Source organism: Sinorhizobium sp. GQ132, from assembly GCF_059758575.1.
The window spans coordinates 37,574-59,760 of the sequence record NZ_JCAXDX010000009.1; the positions used below are offsets into that span (position 1 = coordinate 37,574).

At 62.2% G+C, this 22,187-nt stretch carries 20 protein-coding genes; 13 read left to right on the forward strand and 7 right to left on the reverse strand.

What is annotated here, in order from left to right:
* Positions 1-12: 12 nt before the first annotated feature.
* Positions 13-2,232, forward strand: coding sequence for a copper-transporting P-type ATPase (locus tag AC6CIG_RS21470; RefSeq protein WP_498323735.1), 2,220 nt, complete (start codon positions 13-15; stop codon positions 2,230-2,232).
* Between the two features lie 13 nt (positions 2,233-2,245).
* On the opposite strand, the gene AC6CIG_RS21475 is transcribed toward AC6CIG_RS21470, so the two are convergent.
* Positions 2,246-2,692 (reverse strand): YqaA family protein, encoded by a 447-nt coding sequence (locus AC6CIG_RS21475; RefSeq protein ID WP_498323737.1) that lies wholly within the window; start codon positions 2,690-2,692, stop codon positions 2,246-2,248.
* Positions 2,693-2,964: 272 nt separating this feature from the next.
* On the opposite strand from AC6CIG_RS21475, the gene AC6CIG_RS21480 reads away from it, so the two are divergent.
* From AC6CIG_RS21480 to AC6CIG_RS21525, 10 genes are all read left to right on the forward strand, one after another.
* Positions 2,965-4,056 carry a glycosyltransferase family 4 protein gene (locus AC6CIG_RS21480; protein ID WP_498323739.1) on the forward strand — a complete coding sequence of 364 codons (1,092 nt, stop codon included), beginning with the start codon at positions 2,965-2,967 and terminating at the stop codon, positions 4,054-4,056.
* A 364-nt stretch (positions 4,057-4,420) separates the two neighbouring features.
* Positions 4,421-4,633, forward strand: coding sequence for a hypothetical protein (locus tag AC6CIG_RS21485; RefSeq protein ID WP_018099148.1), 213 nt, complete (start codon positions 4,421-4,423; stop codon positions 4,631-4,633).
* Between the two features lie 39 nt (positions 4,634-4,672).
* Positions 4,673-5,530, forward strand: a complete 858-nt coding sequence (locus tag AC6CIG_RS21490; RefSeq protein WP_498323741.1) for an N-formylglutamate amidohydrolase — start codon at positions 4,673-4,675, stop codon at positions 5,528-5,530.
* Positions 5,527-7,416: a flavohemoglobin expression-modulating QEGLA motif protein gene (locus tag AC6CIG_RS21495; protein ID WP_498323742.1), complete on the forward strand. Its 1,890-nt coding sequence runs from the start codon at positions 5,527-5,529 to the stop codon at positions 7,414-7,416. Before AC6CIG_RS21490 ends, AC6CIG_RS21495 begins: the two co-directional genes overlap by 4 nt.
* Positions 7,417-7,427: 11 nt before the next feature.
* Positions 7,428-8,474: a glutathione synthase gene (locus AC6CIG_RS21500; protein ID WP_018099145.1), complete on the forward strand. Its 1,047-nt coding sequence runs from the start codon at positions 7,428-7,430 to the stop codon at positions 8,472-8,474.
* 160 nt (positions 8,475-8,634) lie between these two features.
* Complete coding sequence (gene ytfQ / locus AC6CIG_RS21505) at positions 8,635-9,597, forward strand: galactofuranose ABC transporter, galactofuranose-binding protein YtfQ (protein WP_018099144.1); 963 nt, start codon at positions 8,635-8,637, stop codon at positions 9,595-9,597.
* A 141-nt stretch (positions 9,598-9,738) separates the two neighbouring features.
* A complete protein-coding gene (ytfR, locus tag AC6CIG_RS21510) occupies positions 9,739-11,256 on the forward strand; it encodes a galactofuranose ABC transporter, ATP-binding protein YtfR (RefSeq protein WP_498323744.1) in 1,518 nt (505 codons plus the stop codon).
* 8 nt (positions 11,257-11,264) lie between these two features.
* Positions 11,265-12,278 carry an ABC transporter permease gene (locus AC6CIG_RS21515; RefSeq protein WP_411933570.1) on the forward strand — a complete coding sequence of 338 codons (1,014 nt, stop codon included), beginning with the start codon at positions 11,265-11,267 and terminating at the stop codon, positions 12,276-12,278.
* The gene (yjfF, locus tag AC6CIG_RS21520; RefSeq protein ID WP_018099141.1) at positions 12,275-13,243 is read left to right on the forward strand and encodes a galactofuranose ABC transporter, permease protein YjfF; all 969 of its coding nucleotides are present in this window, start codon (positions 12,275-12,277) and stop codon (positions 13,241-13,243) included. The genes AC6CIG_RS21515 and yjfF overlap by 4 nt, the downstream gene beginning before the upstream one ends.
* An 18-nt stretch (positions 13,244-13,261) precedes the next feature.
* A complete protein-coding gene (locus AC6CIG_RS21525) occupies positions 13,262-13,996 on the forward strand; it encodes a FadR/GntR family transcriptional regulator (protein ID WP_018099140.1) in 735 nt (244 codons plus the stop codon).
* A 136-nt stretch (positions 13,997-14,132) separates the two neighbouring features.
* On the opposite strand, the gene AC6CIG_RS21530 is transcribed toward AC6CIG_RS21525, so the two are convergent.
* From AC6CIG_RS21530 to AC6CIG_RS21555, 6 genes are all read right to left on the reverse strand, one after another.
* Complete coding sequence (locus AC6CIG_RS21530; RefSeq protein WP_498323745.1) at positions 14,133-15,284, reverse strand: ABC transporter ATP-binding protein; 1,152 nt, start codon at positions 15,282-15,284, stop codon at positions 14,133-14,135.
* Positions 15,281-16,108 carry a carbohydrate ABC transporter permease gene (locus AC6CIG_RS21535; protein ID WP_004434577.1) on the reverse strand — a complete coding sequence of 276 codons (828 nt, stop codon included), beginning with the start codon at positions 16,106-16,108 and terminating at the stop codon, positions 15,281-15,283. Before AC6CIG_RS21535 ends, AC6CIG_RS21530 begins: the two co-directional genes overlap by 4 nt.
* Positions 16,105-17,007 carry a carbohydrate ABC transporter permease gene (locus AC6CIG_RS21540; RefSeq protein ID WP_018096977.1) on the reverse strand — a complete coding sequence of 301 codons (903 nt, stop codon included), beginning with the start codon at positions 17,005-17,007 and terminating at the stop codon, positions 16,105-16,107. Before AC6CIG_RS21540 ends, AC6CIG_RS21535 begins: the two co-directional genes overlap by 4 nt.
* Before the next feature lie 115 nt (positions 17,008-17,122).
* A complete protein-coding gene (locus AC6CIG_RS21545; protein ID WP_498323747.1) occupies positions 17,123-18,355 on the reverse strand; it encodes an ABC transporter substrate-binding protein in 1,233 nt (410 codons plus the stop codon).
* A gap of 63 nt (positions 18,356-18,418) precedes the next feature.
* On the reverse strand, positions 18,419-19,321 hold the full coding sequence (locus AC6CIG_RS21550; protein ID WP_100670336.1) for a sugar phosphate isomerase/epimerase family protein: 903 nt from the start codon (positions 19,319-19,321) through the stop codon (positions 18,419-18,421).
* A 13-nt stretch (positions 19,322-19,334) separates the two neighbouring features.
* A complete protein-coding gene (locus AC6CIG_RS21555; protein WP_018096980.1) occupies positions 19,335-20,366 on the reverse strand; it encodes a Gfo/Idh/MocA family protein in 1,032 nt (343 codons plus the stop codon).
* Positions 20,367-20,588: 222 nt separating this feature from the next.
* Here AC6CIG_RS21555 and AC6CIG_RS21560 point away from each other — a divergent pair, with 222 nt between their 5' ends.
* Positions 20,589-21,638, forward strand: coding sequence for a LacI family DNA-binding transcriptional regulator (locus AC6CIG_RS21560; RefSeq protein WP_018096981.1), 1,050 nt, complete (start codon positions 20,589-20,591; stop codon positions 21,636-21,638).
* Positions 21,639-21,838: 200 nt separating this feature from the next.
* Positions 21,839-22,138 (forward strand): hypothetical protein, encoded by a 300-nt coding sequence (locus tag AC6CIG_RS21565; protein ID WP_102762427.1) that lies wholly within the window; start codon positions 21,839-21,841, stop codon positions 22,136-22,138.
* Positions 22,139-22,187 lie beyond the last annotated feature (49 nt).

A 22,187-nucleotide genomic window follows, 5' to 3' on the forward strand; every position in this document is an offset into this window, starting at 1 on the left:
ACGGAGGCTTCGATGGCAGATCAAAAAGATCATGGGGATCGACACCACCATCACCGCCATAATGCGCAAGGCGAGAACCAGGCCCGCACGCAAAAGCGCGCGGTCGCCGCTCAGCCAGAGGACGCGATCTACACCTGCCCCATGCATCCGCAGGTAAGACAGGTCGGCCCCGGGAACTGCCCGATCTGCGGCATGGCGCTGGAGCCGGAAATCGCGACTAACGAAACAGAACCGAGCCCGGAACTCGCCGACATGCGTCGGCGGTTCTGGATCAGTCTCGTCCTGGCAATGCCTGTGCTGATACTGGAGATGGGCGGCCATCTCGTCGATCTACACATGCTCCTCACGCCGCAAATGTCGAACTGGCTGCAGCTCGTCCTTGCCACGCCGGTGGTCCTGTGGGGTGGCTGGCCGTTCTTCGAAAGGGCGTGGCGGTCCATCATCGCGCGGCACCTGAACATGTTCACGCTGATCGCCATGGGCACGGGAGCTGCCTGGGTCTACAGTGTCGTTGCGACAGCAGCGCCGGGCCTGTTTCCGGCAACGTACCGTTCCGACGGCGGAGCGGTTGCGGTCTATTTCGAAGCGGCTGCCGTGATCACGGTACTGGTCCTGCTCGGCCAGGTTCTGGAGCTGCGCGCCCGGGAACAGACGGGCGGCGCCATAAGAGCGTTGCTCGACCTTGCGCCCAAGACCGCTCGCCGCATCGAAGGTGAGGGTAACGAAGTGGACGTACCCCTGGAAGCCGTGGCCGTCGGTGACTGGCTGCGCGTACGGCCGGGCGAGAAAGTGCCTGTAGACGGCAAGCTCATCGAAGGCCGCAGTTCGGTGGACGAGTCGATGATCACCGGCGAATCCATGCCGGTCACCAAGGAAGCCGGCGCTCACCTCATAGGCGGCACCGTGAACAAGACGGGTGGCTTCGTCATGGAGGCGGGCAAGGTGGGACGCGATACCATGCTGTCGCGGATCGTGCGGATGGTAGGCGAAGCGCAGCGCTCGCGCGCCCCTATCCAGCGTCTGGCCGACGAGGTCTCCGGCTGGTTCGTTCCCGCCGTCATCGCGACCGCCGTCGCCGCCTTCGCCACCTGGATGTGGCTCGGACCGGAGCCGCGATTCATTCACGGCCTTGTCGCTGCTGTCGCGGTGCTCATCATCGCCTGCCCCTGCGCCCTCGGTCTCGCCACACCGATGTCGATCATGGTCGGCGTAGGGCGCGGCGCGCGCTTGGGCGTGCTCATAAAGAATGCCGAGGCACTGGAGCGGTTCGAGAAAGTAGATACGCTGGTGGTCGACAAGACAGGAACGCTCACCGAGGGCAAGCCCAGGCTGACGTCGATCGTCGCGACCGAAGGGCTGGGCGAGAATGAGCTTCTCCAATTGGCCGCAAGCCTAGAAAGGGGGAGTGAGCACCCGCTGGCAGACGCAATCGTCGACGCCGCGGCGGCGCGCGGTCTAACCGTCGGCAAGGCGGAGGATTTCGACAGCCCGGTCGGCAAAGGCGTCACGGGTTCGGTCGATGGCCGGAAGCTGATCATCGGCAGCCACCGGATCATGGAAGAAGAAAGCGTCGATGTGTCAGCCCTTGCGAAAGAAGCCGAACGTCTTCGCGGCGAAGGAGCAACCGTCATTTTCGTGGCCATCGACGGCCGCGTCGGCGGTCTCTTCGCGATTTCCGATCCCATCAAGGCGACAACCCCCGATGCCATGCGAACGTTGATGAATGAGGGCATCCGTGTCGTCATGCTTACCGGGGACAACAAGACCACTGCCAAAGCCGTCGCACGCAAACTGGGGATCGAAGAAGTCGAGGCCGAAGTGCTCCCGGATCACAAAAGCGAAATCGTCGCGCGCCTGCGCCAGCACGGACGTATCGTCGCCATGGCTGGAGACGGTGTCAATGACGCCCCCGCGCTCGCCGCGGCCGATGTCGGCATTGCCATGGGCACCGGGACGGACGTGGCAATCGAGAGCGCAGGCGTGACCCTGATCAAAGGCGACCTTCAGGGAATCGCCCGGGCACGGCAGTTGAGCCATGCGACGATGAAGAACATCCGCCAGAACCTGTTTTTCGCCTTCATCTACAACGCTGCGGGAGTCCCCGTCGCCGCAGGCATTCTCTATCCTACCTTCGGCCTCCTGCTCTCACCGATCATCGCAGCGGCGGCAATGGCGCTTTCCTCGGTCAGCGTAATCGCCAATTCGCTGAGACTGAGAGGCGTCCGGATATAGCGAATGCAGCGCCTCAAAAACCGAGAACGGCTTTGGCGCCGAGAGTGGCCGCGGCAAGGAAGACGTATCGGCCCGTCTTGGCGATGGCGACGAGGATCAGGAAGGACCAGAGCGGCTCGCGCAACACGCCGGCGATCACGGTAAAGGCGTCGCCGAAAACGGGCATCCAGGAGAGAAGCAGGGTCCAGCGGCCGTAACGCCGGTACCATCCGCCTGCCCTTTCAAGCGACGCCTCCTTCACCGGGAACCATGGTCTGTCGTGAAAACGATTGATGAACCTCCCGAGGAACCAATTGCATACTGCTCCGAGGATATTGCCGAGGCTAGCCACGACGATAAGTGCCACGAGCGAAAACTTGCCTGAAGCGAGCAGCCCCACCAGCAACGGCTCGGACTGGAACGGCAGGACGGTGGCTGCCCCGAAGGCGACGAGGAAGAGGCCGGCGTAAGCTGCGGTCATGGGTTCTCAGGTCTCTTCACTGGTCGACATCATCATAAAACCATTGGTTGTTATTGTTACGCCATCGCTACCAAAAGTGGCGCGCACAGCTTCCCTGCGGCTGTAAGGCGGACGGCCATGCAGCCGCAGGTGCGTGCGCGCGGTCCAACTCTGCAAACACAGCCGGCACTCCGGAACAAGAGCGGCTCTCCGACAATTGTGCAGGGGTGAGAACATCCTTTTTATCGCCGAGGTACGTCCTGCCGACGCCCCTCGATATCAGGAGTTGAGCGATGAAAATTGCGCAGATCGCACCCCTTGCAGAACGCGTCCCGCCGAAGCTTTACGGAGGCACGGAGCGAATCGTCCATTGCCTGACCGAAGAACTCGTAAGGCTGGGCCATGACGTGACCCTTTTTGCCAGCGGCGATTCGCTTACAAGTGCCGAGCTGGTGCCCTGTTGCGATGTCGCGCTCAGGCTCAATCCGAAAGTTCAAGATTTCCTTCCCCATCACATCGCAATGCTGGAAGAGGTCCGCCGCCGCGCGCCTCAGTTCGACGTTCTGCATTTCCATATCGAATTCCTGCATTTCCCCCTGATCAGAGATTTCGCCGACAGGACGGTGACGACACTTCATACACGCCTCGATCTGCCCGATCTGCAACCCTTCTATCTCGCCTTCCCCGATATCCCCCTGGTTTCGATATCGCAGCACCAGCGAGCGCCGATGCCGCCGGTCAACTGGAGGGGCACTGTGCTGCATGGACTGGACCCGACGGTGTTGGCGCTGCGGGAAAGACGATCTGACGCGTATCTGGCATTCCTCGGGCGCATTGCACCGGAGAAGGGTCCCGACCGCGCGATCGAAATCGCCGCACGGACCGGCATGCCTCTGAAGATCGCTGCGAAGATCGACGCCCAGGATCGCGCCTATTGGGAAGCAGTCGTCGAACCTCTCGTCGCAAGCCATTCCAACGTCGAATACATCGGCGAGATAGACGAAAACCAGAAGGCGGACTTCCTCGGCAATGCGGCAGCACTCCTTTTTCCGATAAACTGGCCGGAACCTTTCGGCCTCGTGATGATCGAGGCGATGGCCTGCGGCACTCCGGTGCTTGCCTTCCGCTATGGCTCGGCGCCGGAGGTGATCGACGACGGCGTGTCGGGGATCCTGGTCGACACGGTCGACGAAGCGATCGAAAGCCTCGAACGGGTGCTGGAACTCGACAGGCGTAAGGTTCGCGAAAGCTTCGAGAGACGGTTCACTACCGAACGGATGACATGCGATTATCTCGACATTTACCAGAACCTTCCGGGTGTCCTGAGGCAGACCGCCCCCACCCCGCAAGGCGAGCCCAAGAAAGTCGGCCTCGAGGCGGCATGAGGAATGCATCGGACAACGGATAAGATTTTTCTGCGGCCTTTGACGAAAGACGCCTGACGCGAAGGATGCCATCGCGTCAGGCGTTATCCGTTCATGAAGGGCTCGCTCCTGTTGCTCCGAAACGGGTTCCTCGTGGCGCTCGGCTTTGCTGCAAGTTTCGCCGTCGCCTATCTGGCCTACCGGCTTCTGACGTCATGAGACTGATGGCTTAGTCGTTGGCGTCAAACCGGATTTTGCCTCCGGACCGGTAGAATCGGGAGCAGGATCAAAGTCGCAATGGACCGGGAACGTCCAGAAGCCCGGAGCGTTTTCGAATATGTGGCAGCCGGCTGGCGTCGCGAAACTCAAGACCTGGAGTAGAGCCATGGAACTGACGAACGCGCGTAAACTTGCGACCGAGTACCTGCGCCTCGGCGGCCATCGCCGGGTGGTCATCGACGATAACCAGACATCGGTCAGGAATTGGGAGAACGAGCCCAAGGAGGCGGAAGACTTCTGGAGGACGAACATCGAGACGCTGTCGCCGCAGATGCAGCGCGAAGTGGAACTCCTCCTTCCGACGATCAATCGTGCCTGAGGCGCCTGGAACCGAAATCGCGATCCGGAATTTTAATCCGTGAACGCGCCCGCGGAAGCGACGGACATGAATCTTGCCTCTGAACAGTTGCTGGATCTGACGCCATCCGCCACATCCGCCTGGTGGACCCAGCACCGTGGCGCAACGCCTGTCGTCGCGACCGCCATTCACGACGGCCATGCCACGCGTGCCGCGGTGCGGCGCATGTTCGCGATTTCCGAAGAAGAACGTCTGCGGGAGGAGGATCCCTTCACCGAGTTCCTGATCCGCGACTTCGCCAATCGGATCATCGTCCATCGTTCGCGGTTCGAGGTCGACATCAATCGTCCCCGCGGCGGCGCAGTCTACCTGCGGCCGGAACAGGCCTGGGGCCTGGAAGTGTGGGCGGAAGAACCGCCGCAGACCCTCGTCGATGCATCCCTTTCCATGCACGACGAGTATTATGCGATGCTGACATCGTTCCTTGCCGGTATCGAACGCTGCCACGGACGCTTTGTCGTCATCGACGTCCACAGCTACAATCATCGCCGTGCCGGACCGGAAGCGGAGCCGACGCTTTCGACCGATGCGCCGGACATCAATATCGGCACCATCTCGATGGACCGCCGAAAATGGGCGCACGTGGTCGACAGCTTCATGGCGGCGCTTCGCTCCTTCGATTTTCCCGGCCGACCACTGGACGTGCGCGAAAACATCGCCTTTCAGGGGCGGGGCGAACAGACGCGCTTCATCCATGAGCACTTCCCCGACACGGGCTGTGCCATCGCCGTCGAATTCAAGAAGGTCTTCATGGAGGAGTGGACGGGCGAGCCGCGCCCCGAAGTGCTCGCAGCGCTCAGAAGATTGCTCGCCTCGACGCTGCCGGCACTCAACGACGCTTTGGAGCAGGGTCGATGAAGCTTGCGCGCATACCCATCGAGGCCGGGGTCGATCCTCCCGATTGGCTGGCGGAGGCGCTGGCCGCAATCGAGGCAGGCAGGGCCGTGCGCAAGGAGTTCGAAGGCGGCGGACGCCTCCACATCGACCGCGCCCTGCCCTTTCTCTGCGTGCACTTGGCCGGCAGCGACGGGGCACCCGTTGCGCGCGAAGTGGTCCGCGCGAACGCCTCCCACCTGCTCGCCCCGGATGCTGCCACGGCGAAACCTATCGTCGCCGCAATCGGAAAACTGCTCGAGCGTCGCTTCGGCGCCTTCATGGTGCTCGAAATGGACGAACTCGCGCAGGATGAGCTCCTGACCGACCATGCGCCTTTGCTGCCGCCCTTCAAGGTCGAAGTGATGGCCGGGGCCGAGGCAAATATCCGAGCCGCAGCAATGGCTTTCGTCGACGCCGTCGAAGCGATCCCCGCGAAGTTCCGAACGCCGCGGGTCGAGCTCCATGAACGGCCGCAGGATTCCGCACTGGAGGGAGAGACGCTCGATCTGCCATTCCCCTCGATGCGGGTTCGTTTCGCTCCGGTCTACCGGCAGCGCAATTCCGGCCGGATCTTCCCGGAAGTGCGCGAGCGGCTGATCGCGAGCATCTTCGATGCCGCCCTGCACGCCTTCGCCGCCTTCGCCCGGTCGACGCGCAGCCTCGAATTCCCGACCCATCGCGCCCTCGGGAGAAAGGCATTCATCGATGCGGTGGAGCGTACCGACCGCAGCATCGACGAAGTCGCCTCGAGCTTCGATTTTCTTCTCGCCGTCACGCCGATAAACGCGGAAGCCGCCTGGAGCGAATTCGCGGCGAGCGATTTCGCGCGCGCGCCGCGTTTCCTCTACCGGCCTTTGATCATCGAGATCGAAGCCGCAAAGAAGACGCTGTTCTCGATTCCCTTCGATCACCTCGAAGACCCGGTGCTCTATCAGCTCTACCGTGAAAAGCAGCAGGAAGTCGATCTGCAGCTGACGATGCTCTCCGCCCGTGAAACGAAGAAGTTCATCGAGTTCGGCCGTGCACTGTACGGTCCGGTCGAGCCGGACCTTCTGCGCGCGGCCGAAGAGATCCTCGCCCGCACCCGGAAAATCGCCGCGCACCCGAAAGCACCCGCCGAACGCCGTGCCGACAGCCGTTTCGTCGAAATGCGGGCGGGCGAGATGATCGCCGCATATGCCCGGCAGTATGCGGGCTTCGAAGCGCTCGTGGAGGTGCGGGACGATCTTCCCGCCGGGTTGCTGGTTTCGGGAAGGCGGCTTTTGATCGCGCGCAGCACGGTCATGGAGCCCGGTCGTGTCGATCCGATCCTCAGCCACGAAATCGGCGTTCACCTCCTGACCTATTTCAATGGATCGGCGCAGGGGCTTCGCCTGTTTCGCTCCGGTCTTGCCGGGTATGAAGGAATGCAGGAGGGCCTTGCGGTCTTCGCGGAATATCTTTCGGGGGGAATGACCGGCGAGCGGCTGCGTTTCCTCGCCGCCCGTGTGGTCGCCTGCGCCGCGATGATCGATGGCGCGTCCTTGCCGGAGGTGTACCGCCTGCTCGTCAAGGAACACGGATTCCAGAGAGCTGACGCCTTCAACGTCGTTCTGCGGGTATATCGCGGCGGTGGTCTCGTCAAGGACGCGATCTACCTGCGGGGACTTCTGGAACTCCTCGATCATCTCGCAGCCGGGGGCGCGCTCGAGCCCTTCTGGATGGGCAAGATCGCCGCCTCCCATTTTGCCGTCATGCAGGAACTTCATGCCCGTGGTCTGCTCGGCGGTCCTTCGGTTCGACCCATGTTTCTGGATGGTCCGGAAGCGCCGTCGCGGCTTGCCAAAGCGCGCGAGCGGATGGCTCCACTCGATATGCTGCGGCAATAGGAGCGGCTCACATGCGCATCGCTTTTTTCGTCAACTCCATCGAAGGCGAAGCCCCCTATTACACGACGACATGGCTGGCGCTCGCGGCGCTCGCACGCGGTCACGAGGTCTGCTACGTCACGCCGGGCGATTTCGTGCTGCGCCCCGACGACAGTCTACTGATACGCGCAACGACGCTGAAAGGCACGAAGCCGAAGAAGCCGGAGACGCTGCTCACAGCGCTCAAGGGCGAGCAGGCGCAAATCACCACCCTCGACCTCCGTGAGGTTCAGGTGCTTTTCCTGCGGAACGACCCTTCCGAAGACGCGGACACGCGGCCCTGGGCAGTCTATGTCGGCACGAATTTCGGGCGGCTCGCCGCCGCGCGCGGCATTCTGGTCGTAAACGACCCGGACGGGTTGTCGCTCGCGCAGAACAAGCTCTATTTTCAGGGATTCCCCGAGATCATCCGGCCAACCAGCCTGATCTCGAGAAGCATCGAGGAAATCCGCAGCTTCATCGAGGATCACCCGGGCGGGGCTATCCTGAAACCCTTGCAAGGCTCCGGTGGCAAGAACGTCTTCAAGATCAACTCCAAGGACGAAGCCAATCTCAACCAGATCTTCGAGGTCGCCAGCGGCGGCGGCTACCTGATCGCGCAGAACTACATTCCCGACGCGGTCGCCGGCGACATTCGTCTGTTCCTGTTGAATGGCAGGCCGCTCGAGCGCGACGGCGTCTACGCCGCCTTCCGGCGCGTCCCTGCCGAGGGCGACGTCCGCTCGAACATGCATGTGAGCGGCAAGCCGGAAGCCGCGACCGTTACGCCTCAGATCCTCGAGATCGCGGAACGGCTTCGCCCCAAGCTCATCGAAGACGGCATGTTCCTGGTCGGGCTCGATATAGTCGGTGACAAGGTGCTGGAAGCCAATGTCTTCACGCCGGGCGGTCTTCCCGAGATTGCAGCGCTCTGCGGTGTGGACTTCAGCGAAGAGATCATCATCGCGCTGGAAAACAAACTGCGAATCCACGAACTCTACCGCGGGACCATTCCGAACCGCACGTTAGCGGTCCTTTGACCGCGCGCCGGCATGCACTTCCGGTCTCGCGCACTGCACGATCTGTGGGCGAATCCACCGGCGCGTCCCGTCGTCAGCAAAAGTGAGTTTACAAAAGTAATATAGTATGATTTTTTCTCGATCAGCTGCATGGAAGAGCAGCTTTCTTTGGGAGGAAATCATGAAAATCGTGAAGGCACTTGCGAGTGCAACGATCCTTGCTGCCTGCACTTTCGGCAGCGCTTCGGCCGCCGAACTGGTCGTCGGCTTTTCTCAGATCGGATCGGAATCCGGCTGGCGTGCAGCCGAAACGACCCTGACGAAGCAGCAGGCGGAAGAGCGCGGCATCGACCTCAAATTCGCCGACGCGCAGCAGAAGCAGGAAAACCAGATCAAGGCGATCCGTTCTTTCATCGCGCAAGGGGTGAATGCCATCCTTCTCGCTCCGGTCGTCGCCACCGGCTGGGATGAAGTCCTGGCGGAGGCCAAGGACGCGGAGATCCCGGTCATCCTGCTCGATCGCACCGTCGACGCCTCCGACGATCTCTATCTGACGGCGGTCACCTCCGATCTCGTCCACGAAGGCAACGTGGCCGGCAAATGGCTTGTCGATACCGTCGCGGGCAAGCCGTGCAACGTCGTCGAACTTCAGGGCACCACCGGCTCCTCGCCGGCGATCGACCGCAAGAAGGGATTCGAGCAGGCGCTTTCCGGCAACGACAATCTGAAGATCGTCCGCAGCCAGACCGGCGACTTCACTCGAACCAAGGGCAAGGAAGTGATGGAAAGCTTCCTGAAGGCCGAGGACGGTGGCAAGAACATCTGTGCGCTCTACGCCCATAACGACGACATGGCGGTGGGCGCGATTCAGGCGATCAAGGAAGCCGGTCTGAAGCCCGGCAAGGACATCCTCGTCGTCTCGATCGACGCTGTTCCGGACATCTTCCAGGCGATGGCTGCCGGCGAAGCCAATGCGACGGTCGAGCTCACGCCGAACATGGCAGGCCCCGCCTTCGACGCGCTTGCCGCCTTCCTCAAGGACGGCAAAGAGCCTCCGAAATGGATCCAGACGGAATCGAAGCTCTACACGCAGGCCGATGATCCGATGAAGGTCTACGAAGAAAAGAAGGGCCTCGGCTACTGATCCCGCCAGTGCTCGGCCCGAAAAATCGGCACCGATGATCGGGCCGAGCGCACTGAGCTAGAACCCGCGGCAGCCGCCGCGGGCCATCCCATCGAACGGACGCCCGCTCGTTCGTCAGGCGGCATTCCAGAGACGGCAGCCATGCAGACCAGCAGCGACAATATCCTTTCGGCCACAAGGATCGAAAAGGGCTTTCCCGGCACGAAGGCGCTGGACAAGGTGGATTTTCATTTGCGGCGCGGCGAGGTTCACGCGCTCCTCGGGGAGAACGGCGCCGGCAAGTCGACGCTCATCAAATGCCTGACCGGCGCCTATCGCCGGGATGGCGGCAGCATGCTGCTCGACGGAACCGAGGCCGACCCGCGCGACACGTTCGATGCCCAGAGGCTGGGCATCGGGACCGTTTACCAGGAGGTCAACCTGCTGGGGAACCTCACCGTTGCCGAGAACCTCTTTCTCGGACGGCAGCCCCGCCGCTTCGGCATGGTGGACACGCGCACCATGAACCGCAAGGCGCGGGAACTGCTTGCGGAATACGAACTGGACATCGACGTCACCCGTGATCTTGCGAGCTATTCCGTAGCGATACAGCAGGTCGTGGCCATCGCCCGGGCCGTGGATCTTTCCGGCAAGGTTCTGATCTTGGACGAGCCGACCGCGAGCCTCGACGCACACGAGGTGGAGATGCTCTTCCGCATCGTACGGCGCCTCAAGGGACGCGGGCTCGGCATCATTTTCATCACCCACTTCCTGGAGCAGGTCTACGCCATCTCCGATCGCATCACCGTTCTGCGGAACGGGCAGTTGGTCGGCACGCGCAACGCGGCCGAACTCGACCGGCGCGAGCTGATCGCAATGATGATCGGTCGGGAACTGGCGACGGAGATCCATTCCGCCCATTCCGACGCGGTCGCGGGTGAGCCACGCTACCGCTTTCGAAACTTTGGCCGCCGCGGAAAGATCGACCCCTTCGATCTCGATGTCCGCGCCGGCGAAGTCGTCGGCCTGGCGGGCCTGCTCGGCTCGGGGCGGACGGAAACCGCAGAAATCCTCTTCGGCGCCCACCGTGCCGATAGCGGTACCGCCGAGATCGAAGGCCGGACCGTCGATCTTTCCTCGCCGCGTGCTGCAATCCGGCAGAAGTTCGGCTTCTGCCCGGAGGACCGCAAGACCGCGGGCATCGTCGGCGATCTGTCCGTGCGCGAGAATATCGTGCTCGCCCTTCAGGCAAGGCGCGGCTGGACCCGCCCGATCCCCCGCGCGGAGCAGAACCGTCTCGCGGACCACTACATCCGGGCACTCGATATCCGCACCGCAGATCGCGAGAAACCGATCAGGCTGCTTTCCGGCGGCAATCAGCAAAAGGCCATTCTGGCGCGCTGGCTCGCGACCGAACCGGAACTGCTCATCCTCGACGAGCCGACGCGCGGCATCGACGTCGGGGCGCATGCGGAAATCATCAGGCTCATCGAGAGCCTGCGCGAGAAGGGCATGTCGCTCATCGTCATCTCCTCTGAAATAGAAGAACTCGTCGCCTACAGCACGCGGGTGGTCGTCCTTCGCGACCACGCCCACGTCGCCGAACTCGGTGGCGCTCAATTGACTGCACATCGGATCGTCGAAGCGATCGCTGCGACCAACGGGAGGGAAGCGTCGTGATTCCGATTATGCGGACCTACGCCGGCCGCCTGCTGCCGCAGCTCATCGCGTTGACGGCAATTGTCATAGCGATTTCAATTGTCTTTCCCGGTTTTCTAAACCTACAGATCCAGAATGGCCGTCTGTACGGAAGCATGATCGACATCCTCAACCGCGGCGCGCCCGTCGTTCTTCTGGCGATCGGAATGACCGTGGTCATCGCCACCAAGGGGATCGATCTTTCCGTCGGCGCTGTGATGGCGATCTGCGGCGCGGTTGCCGCCTCGCTGATCACGTCCGGGCATTCGCTTGCAGAGACCCTGCTCGCGACGCTCGCGGTAGGCATCATCTGCGGCATCTGGAACGGGGTTCTGGTCGCCTTCCTCGACATCCAACCGATCATCGCGACACTCGTGCTGATGGTGGCTGGGCGCGGTATAGCCCAACTCATCACCGAGGGGACTATTCTCACTTTCAACCACCCCGGCCTGATCTTCATCGGTAGCGGTTCCTTTGCGGGCCTGCCCATGCCGATCGTCATCTGGCTGGTTTTCGGCCTCATCGTTGCGCTCCTCGTTCGACGGACGGCACTCGGCATGCTTGTCGAGGCGATCGGCATCAACCGCCAGGCAAGCACGCTGTCGGGCGTGCTCACGCCCGTCCTCCTGGTGGCCGCTTACGTGCTCTCGGGCCTTTGCGCCGCGATCGCCGGCATCATCGCCGCCGCCGACATCCGGGGTGCCGATGCCAACAATGCCGGGCTCTGGCTGGAACTCGACGCCATCCTTGCGGTGGTCGTCGGCGGCACGTCACTGCTCGGCGGCCGCTTCAGCATTGCGGCGTCTGTGCTGGGCGCCGTAATCATCCAGGCGATCAATACCGGCATTCTCCTGTCCGGCTTCCCGCCCGAGTTCAACCTCATCATCAAGGCAGCGATCATCATCTTCATCCTGGTGCTCCAGTCACCGCGCTTCCGCACGGGGATCTCGTTTCTGAGTATCCCGAAGGCAGCCGGCAAGCCGACCGAGCGAGAAGCGAAATGAAGCAGAAATATCTACCACTTACGGCAACGATCTTGATCTTTGTCTTAAGTTACGCGCTCTGCGTCGCGCAGTATCCGAACATGCTCTCGACCCGCGTGATCGGAAACCTTCTGACCGACAATGCCTTCCTCGGCATCGCCGCCGTCGGCATGACCTTCGTCATCCTTTCGGGCGGCATCGATCTGTCGATCGGCGCTGTGATCGCATTTGCCGGTGTCTTTCTGGCCGTCGTACTGGAGCAAGGCGGCATGCATCCACTCGTCGCCTTCGCGTTGCTGCTGGCCATCACGACGCTGTTCGGAGCGCTGATGGGGGCGATCATCCATTATCTCGAAATGCCGGCATTCATCGTTACGCTCGCCGGCATGTTCCTCGCCCGCGGCATGGCTTTCGTACTGTCGATCGACTCCATTCCGATCAAGCATCCCTTTTACACGACCTTGAAGAGCCTCTATTTCAAGTTGCCCGGCGGCGGGCGCATCACCCTCATAGGCGGCCTGATGCTGTTCGTCTTCGCGGTCGGCATTCTCATCGCCCACCGGACCCGCTTCGGCACGAATATCTACGCGCTCGGCGGCGGCACGGCGACGGCGAAGCTCATGGGCGTTCCGGTCGCTGCCACCACGATCCGTATCTACGCGCTGTCCGGGTTGCTGGCCGGCCTGTCGGGGATCGTCTTCTCACTCTATACCTCCGCCGGATACTCGCTGGCCGCCGTCGGTGTCGAGCTGGACGCAATCACCGCCGTCGTTATCGGCGGGACGCTGCTCACCGGCGGATCCGGCTTCGTTGCCGGAACGCTGGTCGGCATCCTCATCCAGGGTCTCATCCAGACATACATCACGTTCGACGGCACGCTTTCGAGCTGGTGGACGAAGATCCTGATCGGGCTCCTGCTCTTTGCCTTCATCCTGCTGCAGAAGGGGATCATCCATCTGTCGCGCCCCGAACGGCAGCGGGCGTAGCCGCGGGGTCCGCGCGCCATGCCGGGAATCTTCGGAAGCCAACGGGGCAAACGCACGAGCCACAGGCTCGTCGTCGACGAACTCGGCCAGGCGGTGGTCAGCGGCGAGTTTTCCGTCGGCGACACGCTACCCGGCGACACCGATCTCGCTGCGCGCTTCAACGTATCGCGCACCGTGCTGCGCGAAGCGATGAAGACTCTCGCCGCCAAAGGCCTTGTCGTCGCCCGCGCCCGCATCGGCACCCGGGTGCTGCCCCGGACTCACTGGAACCTCTTCGACAGCGACGTGCTCACCTGGCATTTCGGTGCCGGTGTCGACGAGGATTTCCTGCGTCATGTGAGCGAGGTGCGGCTGGCCCTCGAACCCTATGCGGCGGCACTGGCAGCACGCCGCGCCAGCGACGCGGACATTGCGCGGATGATGCGGCTTGCCGTCGCGATGGGCGATGCCGGCCACAGCCCCCACACGCTGGCGCTCGCCGATCTCGAATTTCACCTCCGCCTCCTGGAGGCTTCGCTCAATCCGTTCATGCGAACGGTCGGCAGCCTGATCGAGGCGGCGCTGATGGGCGTTTTTCAGCTTACCAGCCCGACAGCCGATGAAACGGAGATCGACCGCGTCGCGATCGCGCATATCCGCATCGTCGAGGAAATCCGGCGCCGCGACGAGGAAGGCGCACGCAGCGCGATGGAGCATGTGATCCGCGTCGGTCAGGAGCGGTTGATCATGGATCTGAAGGGGCGGGAGAGTTAGCGACGCGATGGCCCCCAAATCCGGCCTGCCGGCCACCTTCTCCCCGCAGGCGGGGCGAAGGGGACTCGCGGAACCCTCCGCCTCACTTGCGACCCGCTGAGAGGATTGTGACGCAGCCGCTTGCCCCTTCTCCCCGTCAAGAAGGGGAGAAGGTCGCGGCAGCGGGATGAGGGGCGGCGCGAGGCGTAACTTGGGCGTCCAATTGCGCTCTTTTGGGTTCGAGGCGCTTGCCCGTTTCCGCATCGAAGAGATGCAATTGCTTCGGGTCTATAGCCAGACCGATAAGCTCCCCGCCCGATGCAGCGGAGCGTCCGGTCTCCACGACCATGAGTTCCGGCTGGGTCGCCGAAGTTATGTAGGTGGCCGAGCCGGTCGACTCCACGACGCCGACGGGAATGTCGAAGGCACCCTGCCCCGCGCCGACGATGCGGATGTGTTCGGGCCGAATGCCGACGGTGACCGCCGCCCCCGGCGGAACCGGGTCGATGAGCGAGAGCCTCGCTTTTGTTGCGCCGAGGTCCAGAGCCAGGTGGCCGCCGTCGTCCTGCACGACCGCGGGGATGAAGTTCATCGCCGGCGAGCCGATGAATCCGGCAACGAAGCGGTTGGCCGGCCTGTCGTAAAGATCGAGCGGGCGGCCCTGCTGCTCGATGACGCCGTCGCGCATGACGACGACATGGTCCGCCATGGTCATTGCCTCGATCTGATCGTGCGTCACATAGACTGAGGTCGCCCCCAGCCGGTCGTGCAGCGCCCGGATCTCCTTGCGCATATGCACGCGCAGCGCCGCATCGAGATTGGACAAGGGCTCGTCGAAGAGGAATGCCTTGGGATGACGGATGATGGCGCGGCTCATCGCGACCCGCTGGCGTTGCCCGCCCGAGAGTTCGCGGGGATAGCGCTTCATGAGATGGGAAAGGCCGGTGGTCGTCGCCACCTCGGCCGCCGCCTTCAATGCGTCGGCCTTTTTCACGCCGCGTATGCGCAGGCTGTAGGTCAGGTTCTCCTCCACCGTCATATGGGGGTAGAGCGCATAGGACTGGAAGACCATTGCGACGTCGCGCTTGCGCGGCGGAACGTCGTTCATCCGCGCCCCCGCGATCTTCATCTCACCGGCCGAAATCTTCTCGAGCCCGGCCAATGACCGCAGGAGCGTGGACTTGCCGCAGCCGGAAGGCCCGACAAGGGCGACGAAGGTCCCCTCCTCTATCGCGAGATCGATGTCCTTGAGTGCGTGGTAGGAACCGTAGAACTTGTTGACGCCGTTGAGCTCGATCTGAAGGGTCATTTGAGGGCTCCTGAAGTGAGGCCGGAAACGATGCGGCGCTGCAAGAGGATGAAAGCGGCAAGGATGGGCGTCACATAGATCGTGGCATAGGCCATGATATTGTTCCATTCATTGGTGTTCGGGCCCATGAAGGTGTTGAGGCCAACGCTTGCGGGCTGCAGCTCGACGGCCTGGATCATCGATTTCGAATAGACGAATTCGCCGAAGGCCTGCATGAAGATCAGGATCGCGCTGACGAGAATGCCGTTGCGGGCGAGCGGCAGCACGATGTTGAAGAAGGCGCCGATGCGCGAATTGCCGTCGACGAGCGCTGCCTCTTCGAGCTCCATCGGCACGCTCATGAAGGTTGCGCGGACGAGAACCACGAAGAAGGGCATGCTTTTGGCAGCGATCGCCAGGATCACGGCAAGACGCGGTGTATCGAGGAGGCCCACTTGCGAGAAGCCGACGAAAATCGGCGTCACCATCAGGGAAGCGGGCAACACCTGCAGCATCAGGATGAGGAACAGGCCGATGTCCACCCAGACGTTGCGATAGCGCGCGAGCACATAGGCACAGCCGACGCCGAGCACGGCGATCAGCGCCACCGAGCCGAAAGCGATGACGAGCGAATTCCAGAGATACCGCGCCATGTTGCGGCTCTCCCAGACGAAGGCGTAGATGCTCCATTGCGGCTCGCTCGGCCAGAATTTAGGCGGGGTCGCAAACATCGCCGAGCCGGTCTTCAGGGCGGTGATGTACATCCAGTAGAGCGGGAAAAGATAGATGGCGGCGAGCACGAGCGCGACAGCCAGCATCAACCGGTTGCGGAAAGTGTCACTCATCCTCTGACCTCATGACGCGTCGAGCGGACATAGACGACGGAGGCGAACATCACGAAGACGATCATGATGACCGAGATCGTCGCGCCCTTGGCGAAATCATACTGACGGAAGGAAAGGTCCCAGGCCCAGTATTGCGTGACATTGGACGTGTTGTTCGGTCCTCCGGACGTGATGGCGGCGAAGAGATCGAACTGCTGCAAAGTGAAGATGAGCCCCAGCGCGATAATGGCACCGATCGTCGAGCGCATCATCGGCAGAGTGATCGTCCAGAAGCGCTGGAACGCATTGGCACCGTCGAGCTCGGCCGCCTCGTAGAGGTCCTTCGGAATACCTGACAGGCCGACCGAAAGCAGGATCATGTTGAATGAGGTGCCGAGCCAGATATTGGCGATGATCACGGCCCAGAGCGAATAGTTCGGGTCCGAACGCCAGAAGATGTTGCCGGAAATCACGCCTGTTTCCCGCAGCAGAAAATTGAGGACGCCGAAATCGCCGGAGAGAATCCAGTTCCAGATGGCGCCGACAACGAGGCCCGGCATGACCCAGGAGACGAGGAAGAGACCGCGCAGCCACGACGCACCGGGGAAATTGACCCAGAAGAACAGCGCGAGACCGAAGCCTATGAGGAACTGTCCGGCGATCGAGGCGGTCACGAAGATGGCCGTGTTGAGGAGAATGGGCCAAGTTTCGGGTTGAGCGAAAAGGTCGATATAATTCTTGAAGCCCACGAACGGCCGCGTAAAGCTGCCGAGGCTGAACATGTCGACTTCCTGGAAGCTCATCACGACATTGTAGACAAGCGGCAGCCCGGAGAGGATGAACAGGAATGCGAGCGGCAAGCTCACAAGACCGATATCGAAGCCCCTGCCATCCGTTATGCTCGATAGAATTCTTTTCATTGGCGATTCACCTGTCCCTTGAGCCGAGTCTCGCGCGGCCTGTGCAGCGGCGACCCCGGCCGAAGCCGGGGATCGCCTCTCTCGGGAGAAAATCCTGGGCGGATCGTCGCGACAATCAGCCGAGAACCGCCTTTATCTTCTCGGCCGCCTGATCGAGCGCTTCCTTGGAACTCATCTGCCCGGTAAGCGCCGCCTGGATGGCGTCCTGAATGGCTTTGGAGATCTTCGGCCACGCGGGATGGGGGCCGCGGGGCTTCGCATATTTCAGCTGTTCCACGAAGACCTGGAGTGCCGCGTCCTTTTTCGGCTCGCCGGTCGCCGGAATGGCGATGTCGGAGCGCGGCGGCAGTTGTCCGAAGTCCTTGAACATCCGGTCGTCCTGAGAAACGAAATATTCGAGAACCTTGAAGGCTTCTTCCGGATGCTCGGTATTTGCGAAGACCGCCCAGTTGAAATCGCCCATGGCCGAAGAGCGTTCGGCGCCGGCTTCCGGTACGGGCAGCAGCGCCACGCCCCAATCGAACTTCGCTTCCTCGAGCATGCGATCGATTTCCCAGGGGCCGGAGATCGCCATGGCCGCGTTCCCGGAATTGAAAGTACCGGTGGCGTCCCATTGGCTACGCGTCAGCGTGTCCGGCGAGGCGAGCTTCTCGTCGATGATCGTTTTCCAGACGTCGAGCGCCTTGACCGCGCCCTCGGCGTTGATGTTGTCGTAACCGCCACCGGCCATCTGCGCCCAGGGCAGGAACTGGAATGTCCCCTCCTCGTTGGCTTTGGCTGAGAAGGTGATGCCGTAGACGTTCTGAGCCGGGTCGGTCAGCTTGCGCGCCGCCTCGACGAGCTCGTCCCACGTTTGCGGGGGCTTGTTCGGGTCTAGGCCCTTCGCCTTGAACATGTCCTTGTTGTAGTAAAGGGCGATCGTGTTGGTGGCCTTTGGAATGCCGTAATATTTGCCGTCCCAGGTCACCGAGGCGAGAGGCCCCTTGAAGTAGTTCTCCGGCTTGACGATTGAGGACTTCGCGATCATCTCGCTCAGATCGAGAAATGCACCGCGGGACGCAAAGAGCGCGTGTTCGGGATTGTCGACAGCGATGATGTCCGGCGCCTGCCCCGTCGAATAGGCCCGCATGGCTTCGCTGACCACGTCGTCGAACTGGATTTGACGATATTCCACTTTAATGCCGGTGTTCAGCTTGTTGAAATCCTTTATCAAGTTAGGCGCCGGTTGGATGTCCCGGTCGAGCGACCAGACGCTGATCGTGACGTCCTCGGCGCTTGCCGAAAACGCCGGCAGGGAAACACTGGCAAGGGCGAATGCGCCCAGCATTGCAAATTTACGGATACCCATGGACTCCTCCTCTTTCGGGTTTCTCCGCAGCCGGCGCCCCCCGTGCCGGCCGTCGGGCATGTCTCAGGCCGGATCGGCGACGAAGTCGCCGCCGCGGCAGCCTTTCAGATAATTCAAAGCGTGCACCTGGCCCGTCATTTCCAGCGCATCGCGATATACCGGGTCATGCCAGCCTTCGATGTCGATCGAACCGGACCAGCCGGCAAGCCGGAGTTCCGAGATGATGTCGGTCCAATTGCTGTCGCCGAACCCGGGCGTGCGCATGAAGACGAACTTCTCCTTGCCGAAGATGCCGTGCTCGCGGATGACGTCCCAGCGGATCGTCGCGTCCTTGCCGTGCACATGGAAGATCTTGTGCGCCCATTTGCGGATCTGCGGCAGCGGATCGATCAGATAGACCATCTGGTGGCAAGGCTCCCACTCCAGGCCGATGTTATCGTCCGGCGTCTCGTTGAAGATGAGTTCCCAGGCGTCCGGATTGTGAGCGATGTTCCAGTCGCCGGTCGCCCAGTTGCCGTCCATGGCGCAGTTCTCGAAGGCGATCTTTACGCCCTTGTCGGCGGCGCGCTGGGCGAGCTCGCGCCAGACCTTGCGGTAGCGCGGCAGGCTGTCGGTCAGCGGCCGGTTGCGGATGCGTCCGGTAAAGCCGGCGACGCATGTCGCGCCGAAATGGTGAGCGTTGTCGATGCAGTCCTTCCAGCCCTGCAGGCTCTGGAGGTCGATGTCGGTCTCCTCCAGCGGATTGCCGAACATGCCGAGCGTCGAGATCGTGATGTCGCGGTCGCCGATCGCCTCACGGCAGCGCTTGCCGAGCTCGGCAAGATCCTGGCCGTTGGTGGTCTGCCAGAAGAAGGGTTCGAAGCTTTCGAAACCCAGATCGGCGATCTCGCCTATGCGCTTCGCGGCTTCGCCCTTTGTGGCGCTGATCATGGTGCCGACGCGGATGGATTTGGCTGGATTGCTCATCAGATGCCTCACTTCAGATTGTCACGCGTTGCCGGGTGCGGGCGCTTTCGATCGCCGCAAAGACCATGGCAAGGCTGTTGATATTGTCGTCGCCCGCCGTCTCCGGCTTGGTGCCGGATCGGACCGCAGCGACGAAATCGGCGATGACGCTGGCATGACCGTGCGTCTCAAGCGGATCGGCTGGTTCGGGAACTTCGACCGGTACGAGTGGACGGAAGAAGCCCTCGCTGCCGGCGACACGGTTGGCGCTCAGCGCCTCGGCGCCATCCCAGAGCAGCGTGCCCTTGGTGCCGATGATCCGCCACTCGCTTTCCCAGCTCGTATTGGCCCCTTCGGCACACCAGGAACCGCGATAGGTGAAGGTCACATCGTCCGAAAGCTCGAATATCGCGGTGGCCGCCGCGCCGTGCGCGTACCAGGAGCCCTGCGGGTTTTCTTCGTGGCAATATACGGCGAGCGGCGTCTTGTCGGCGATGAACCGGGCGGCATCGAAGGTGTGGATCGCCATGTCGAGAAGCAGCACATGCTCCATCTCTTCGCGAAAACCACCGAAATGCGCGCCGATGAAGAAGTCGCAATGGATGCTCGTCAGATCGCCGATCGCGCCGCTTTCGATAAAGCGGCGGATGCGGCGTATGCCGGAGATGAAGCGGCGATTCTGCACGATTGCATGGATCCTGCCCGCATTCCTGGCGAGTTCGATCAGCTCGCGGCCGGCCTCGAGTGAGCTCGCCATCGGCTTTTCGCTCAACACGTGACAGCCGTGCCTGAGCGCGGTGGCGACCACGTCGCGGCGCGCCGTCGGTACGACAATGTCGAAGAGGATGTCGGGTGCCGCCTCCGTCAACACGCTATCTAGGTCCGAACCGATAACGGCGTCTTCGATCTCGAACTCCGCCGCGAGCGCACGAGCCGCTTCCGGGTTCACGTCGACAAGCCCGACGATCCGGATTGCCGACTGGAGTTCGCGGTCCGCGGCGATCGCCTTGAGCCAACCTTTGGCCATAGCTCCGCACCCGCACAGAACTGCGCGCAAAATCACCATTCTCCTCCCGCAAACCTGCGTTTCCGGCTTGTTTCAGCCACCGTAAACGTTTACGGAACTATGCGGACTTTCCGAAACATGTCAATAGGGATTCGGAAATCCGGGTCGGTGCCGGGAATGGCGGGCTGCTTATGGCCACCTGCCCGGTTCAACTGCACAGTATCTCGCTCGTGTCGATTGCCGGTCGATGTGACCGGTGACCAGAGAGGAAAAGCGCTTCGCATGAAGGGAATTCGGCGCCTGGCGCAACATCTCGATATTTCGATCGGAACCGTTTCGCGCGCACTGAACGGCCGCCCCGACGTCAATGAGGAGACGCGCAGGCGTGTCCTGGAGGCGGCTGAAAGGCTCGGCTATGTGGCGAACCAGTCTGGCCGCAGCCTGAGGCAGGGCACCACCAACATCATCGGCTTCATGATGCAGACCGGAACGGAGATCACCGGCCAGGGCGACACGTTCTTCATGAGCGTCTTCGACGGCGTGCAGGCGGTTTTCGCCAGGCACAAGCTCGACCTCGTTGCCCTGCTCTGCTCGTCGGAGGAAGATCCGACCGATTACCTGCGCCGCGTCGTCGCGCGCGGTTTTGCCGACGGGTTGATTCTTTCGGCAACGCGGCGCCACGATCCGCGCATAGAGTTTCTGGCCGAACGCAATATCCCCTTCGTAACGCTCGGCCGAAGCCTGACGGATGCCGGCCGCCCCTGGCTCGACCTCGATTTCGAGGGGATGGCGCAGATCGCCATCGACCGTCTGGTCGCGCGCGGACATCGCCGCATCGCGGTCACCCGTCCGCACGACGATGCCAACCTCGGCTACATCTTCGTCGACCGTTGCCGAGAAGCGCTTGCCGCGCATGGCCTTCCCTTGGAGGAAGAGTTGATCTTCCGATCGACGCCGAACGAGACCGGCGGCTATCAGATCGCGCGCGAACTCCTGGCGCTCGAGGATCGACCGACGGCGGCCCTGCTCGTCAATGAGACGATTGCCATCGGTTTCTACCAGGGCCTCTCCGAAGCGGGCGTCAGGCCCGGCCGCGACATCGCGGTGATCGGACGCTACAGTCCGCATGCACACTTTCTCTCGCCGCCGCTCACCTGCTTTCGCTTGTCGCTGCGCAACCTCGGCATAGCGCTTGCCGAAACGCTTCTGTCGACGATGCCTGCCTTCAAGCAGCATTATCCGCAAGCGCCGGCAAACGCAGTCTGGCCGATGGAACTGGTCGAGGGCGAGAGCGACGGCTTTCTCGTCAATGGCGACGAAAGTCGTGGCTGACATAAGCCTCGCCGCGGTGGATCATTTTACCGATCCGCAGGTTTGAAGCTTGCTGCATGATTCCTTAAATCCGAGCCGATTGCGGGGCAATGTCATGGAGTACGCGAAGTGCTAGGCGGGTTCTGCGCTTTGGGCACACGCCGCCGTAGGAACCTGCCGGCTGCAGTCCGGATCGGTGACTGCTCCTGAAAGGAGACCCCATGCGCGGATTTTTCTTCCTACTCGCCGGGCTGTCCGCAACGACGGCCTTTGCCCACGACGCTCCAAGCGGTTGGCAGTATCCGAGCGCCTGCTGTTCAACAATGGATTGCCGCCAGGTCGCGCAGACCGCGATCAGCGAACAGCCGCAAGGCTATATCGTCAGAGCAACTGGCGAAGTCCTCCCCTATGCCGACAGCAGGGTCCGAATGTCGCCGGACGGCGAGTACCACTGGTGCTCTGCGGCGGGCAAAGCCTATGGGAAGACGATCTGCCTGTTTGTACCCCCGAGGGGTTATTGAATAACCGAGGCGTCGAGGGCCGCACTTCTCGTCATGCGGGTCCGGCACC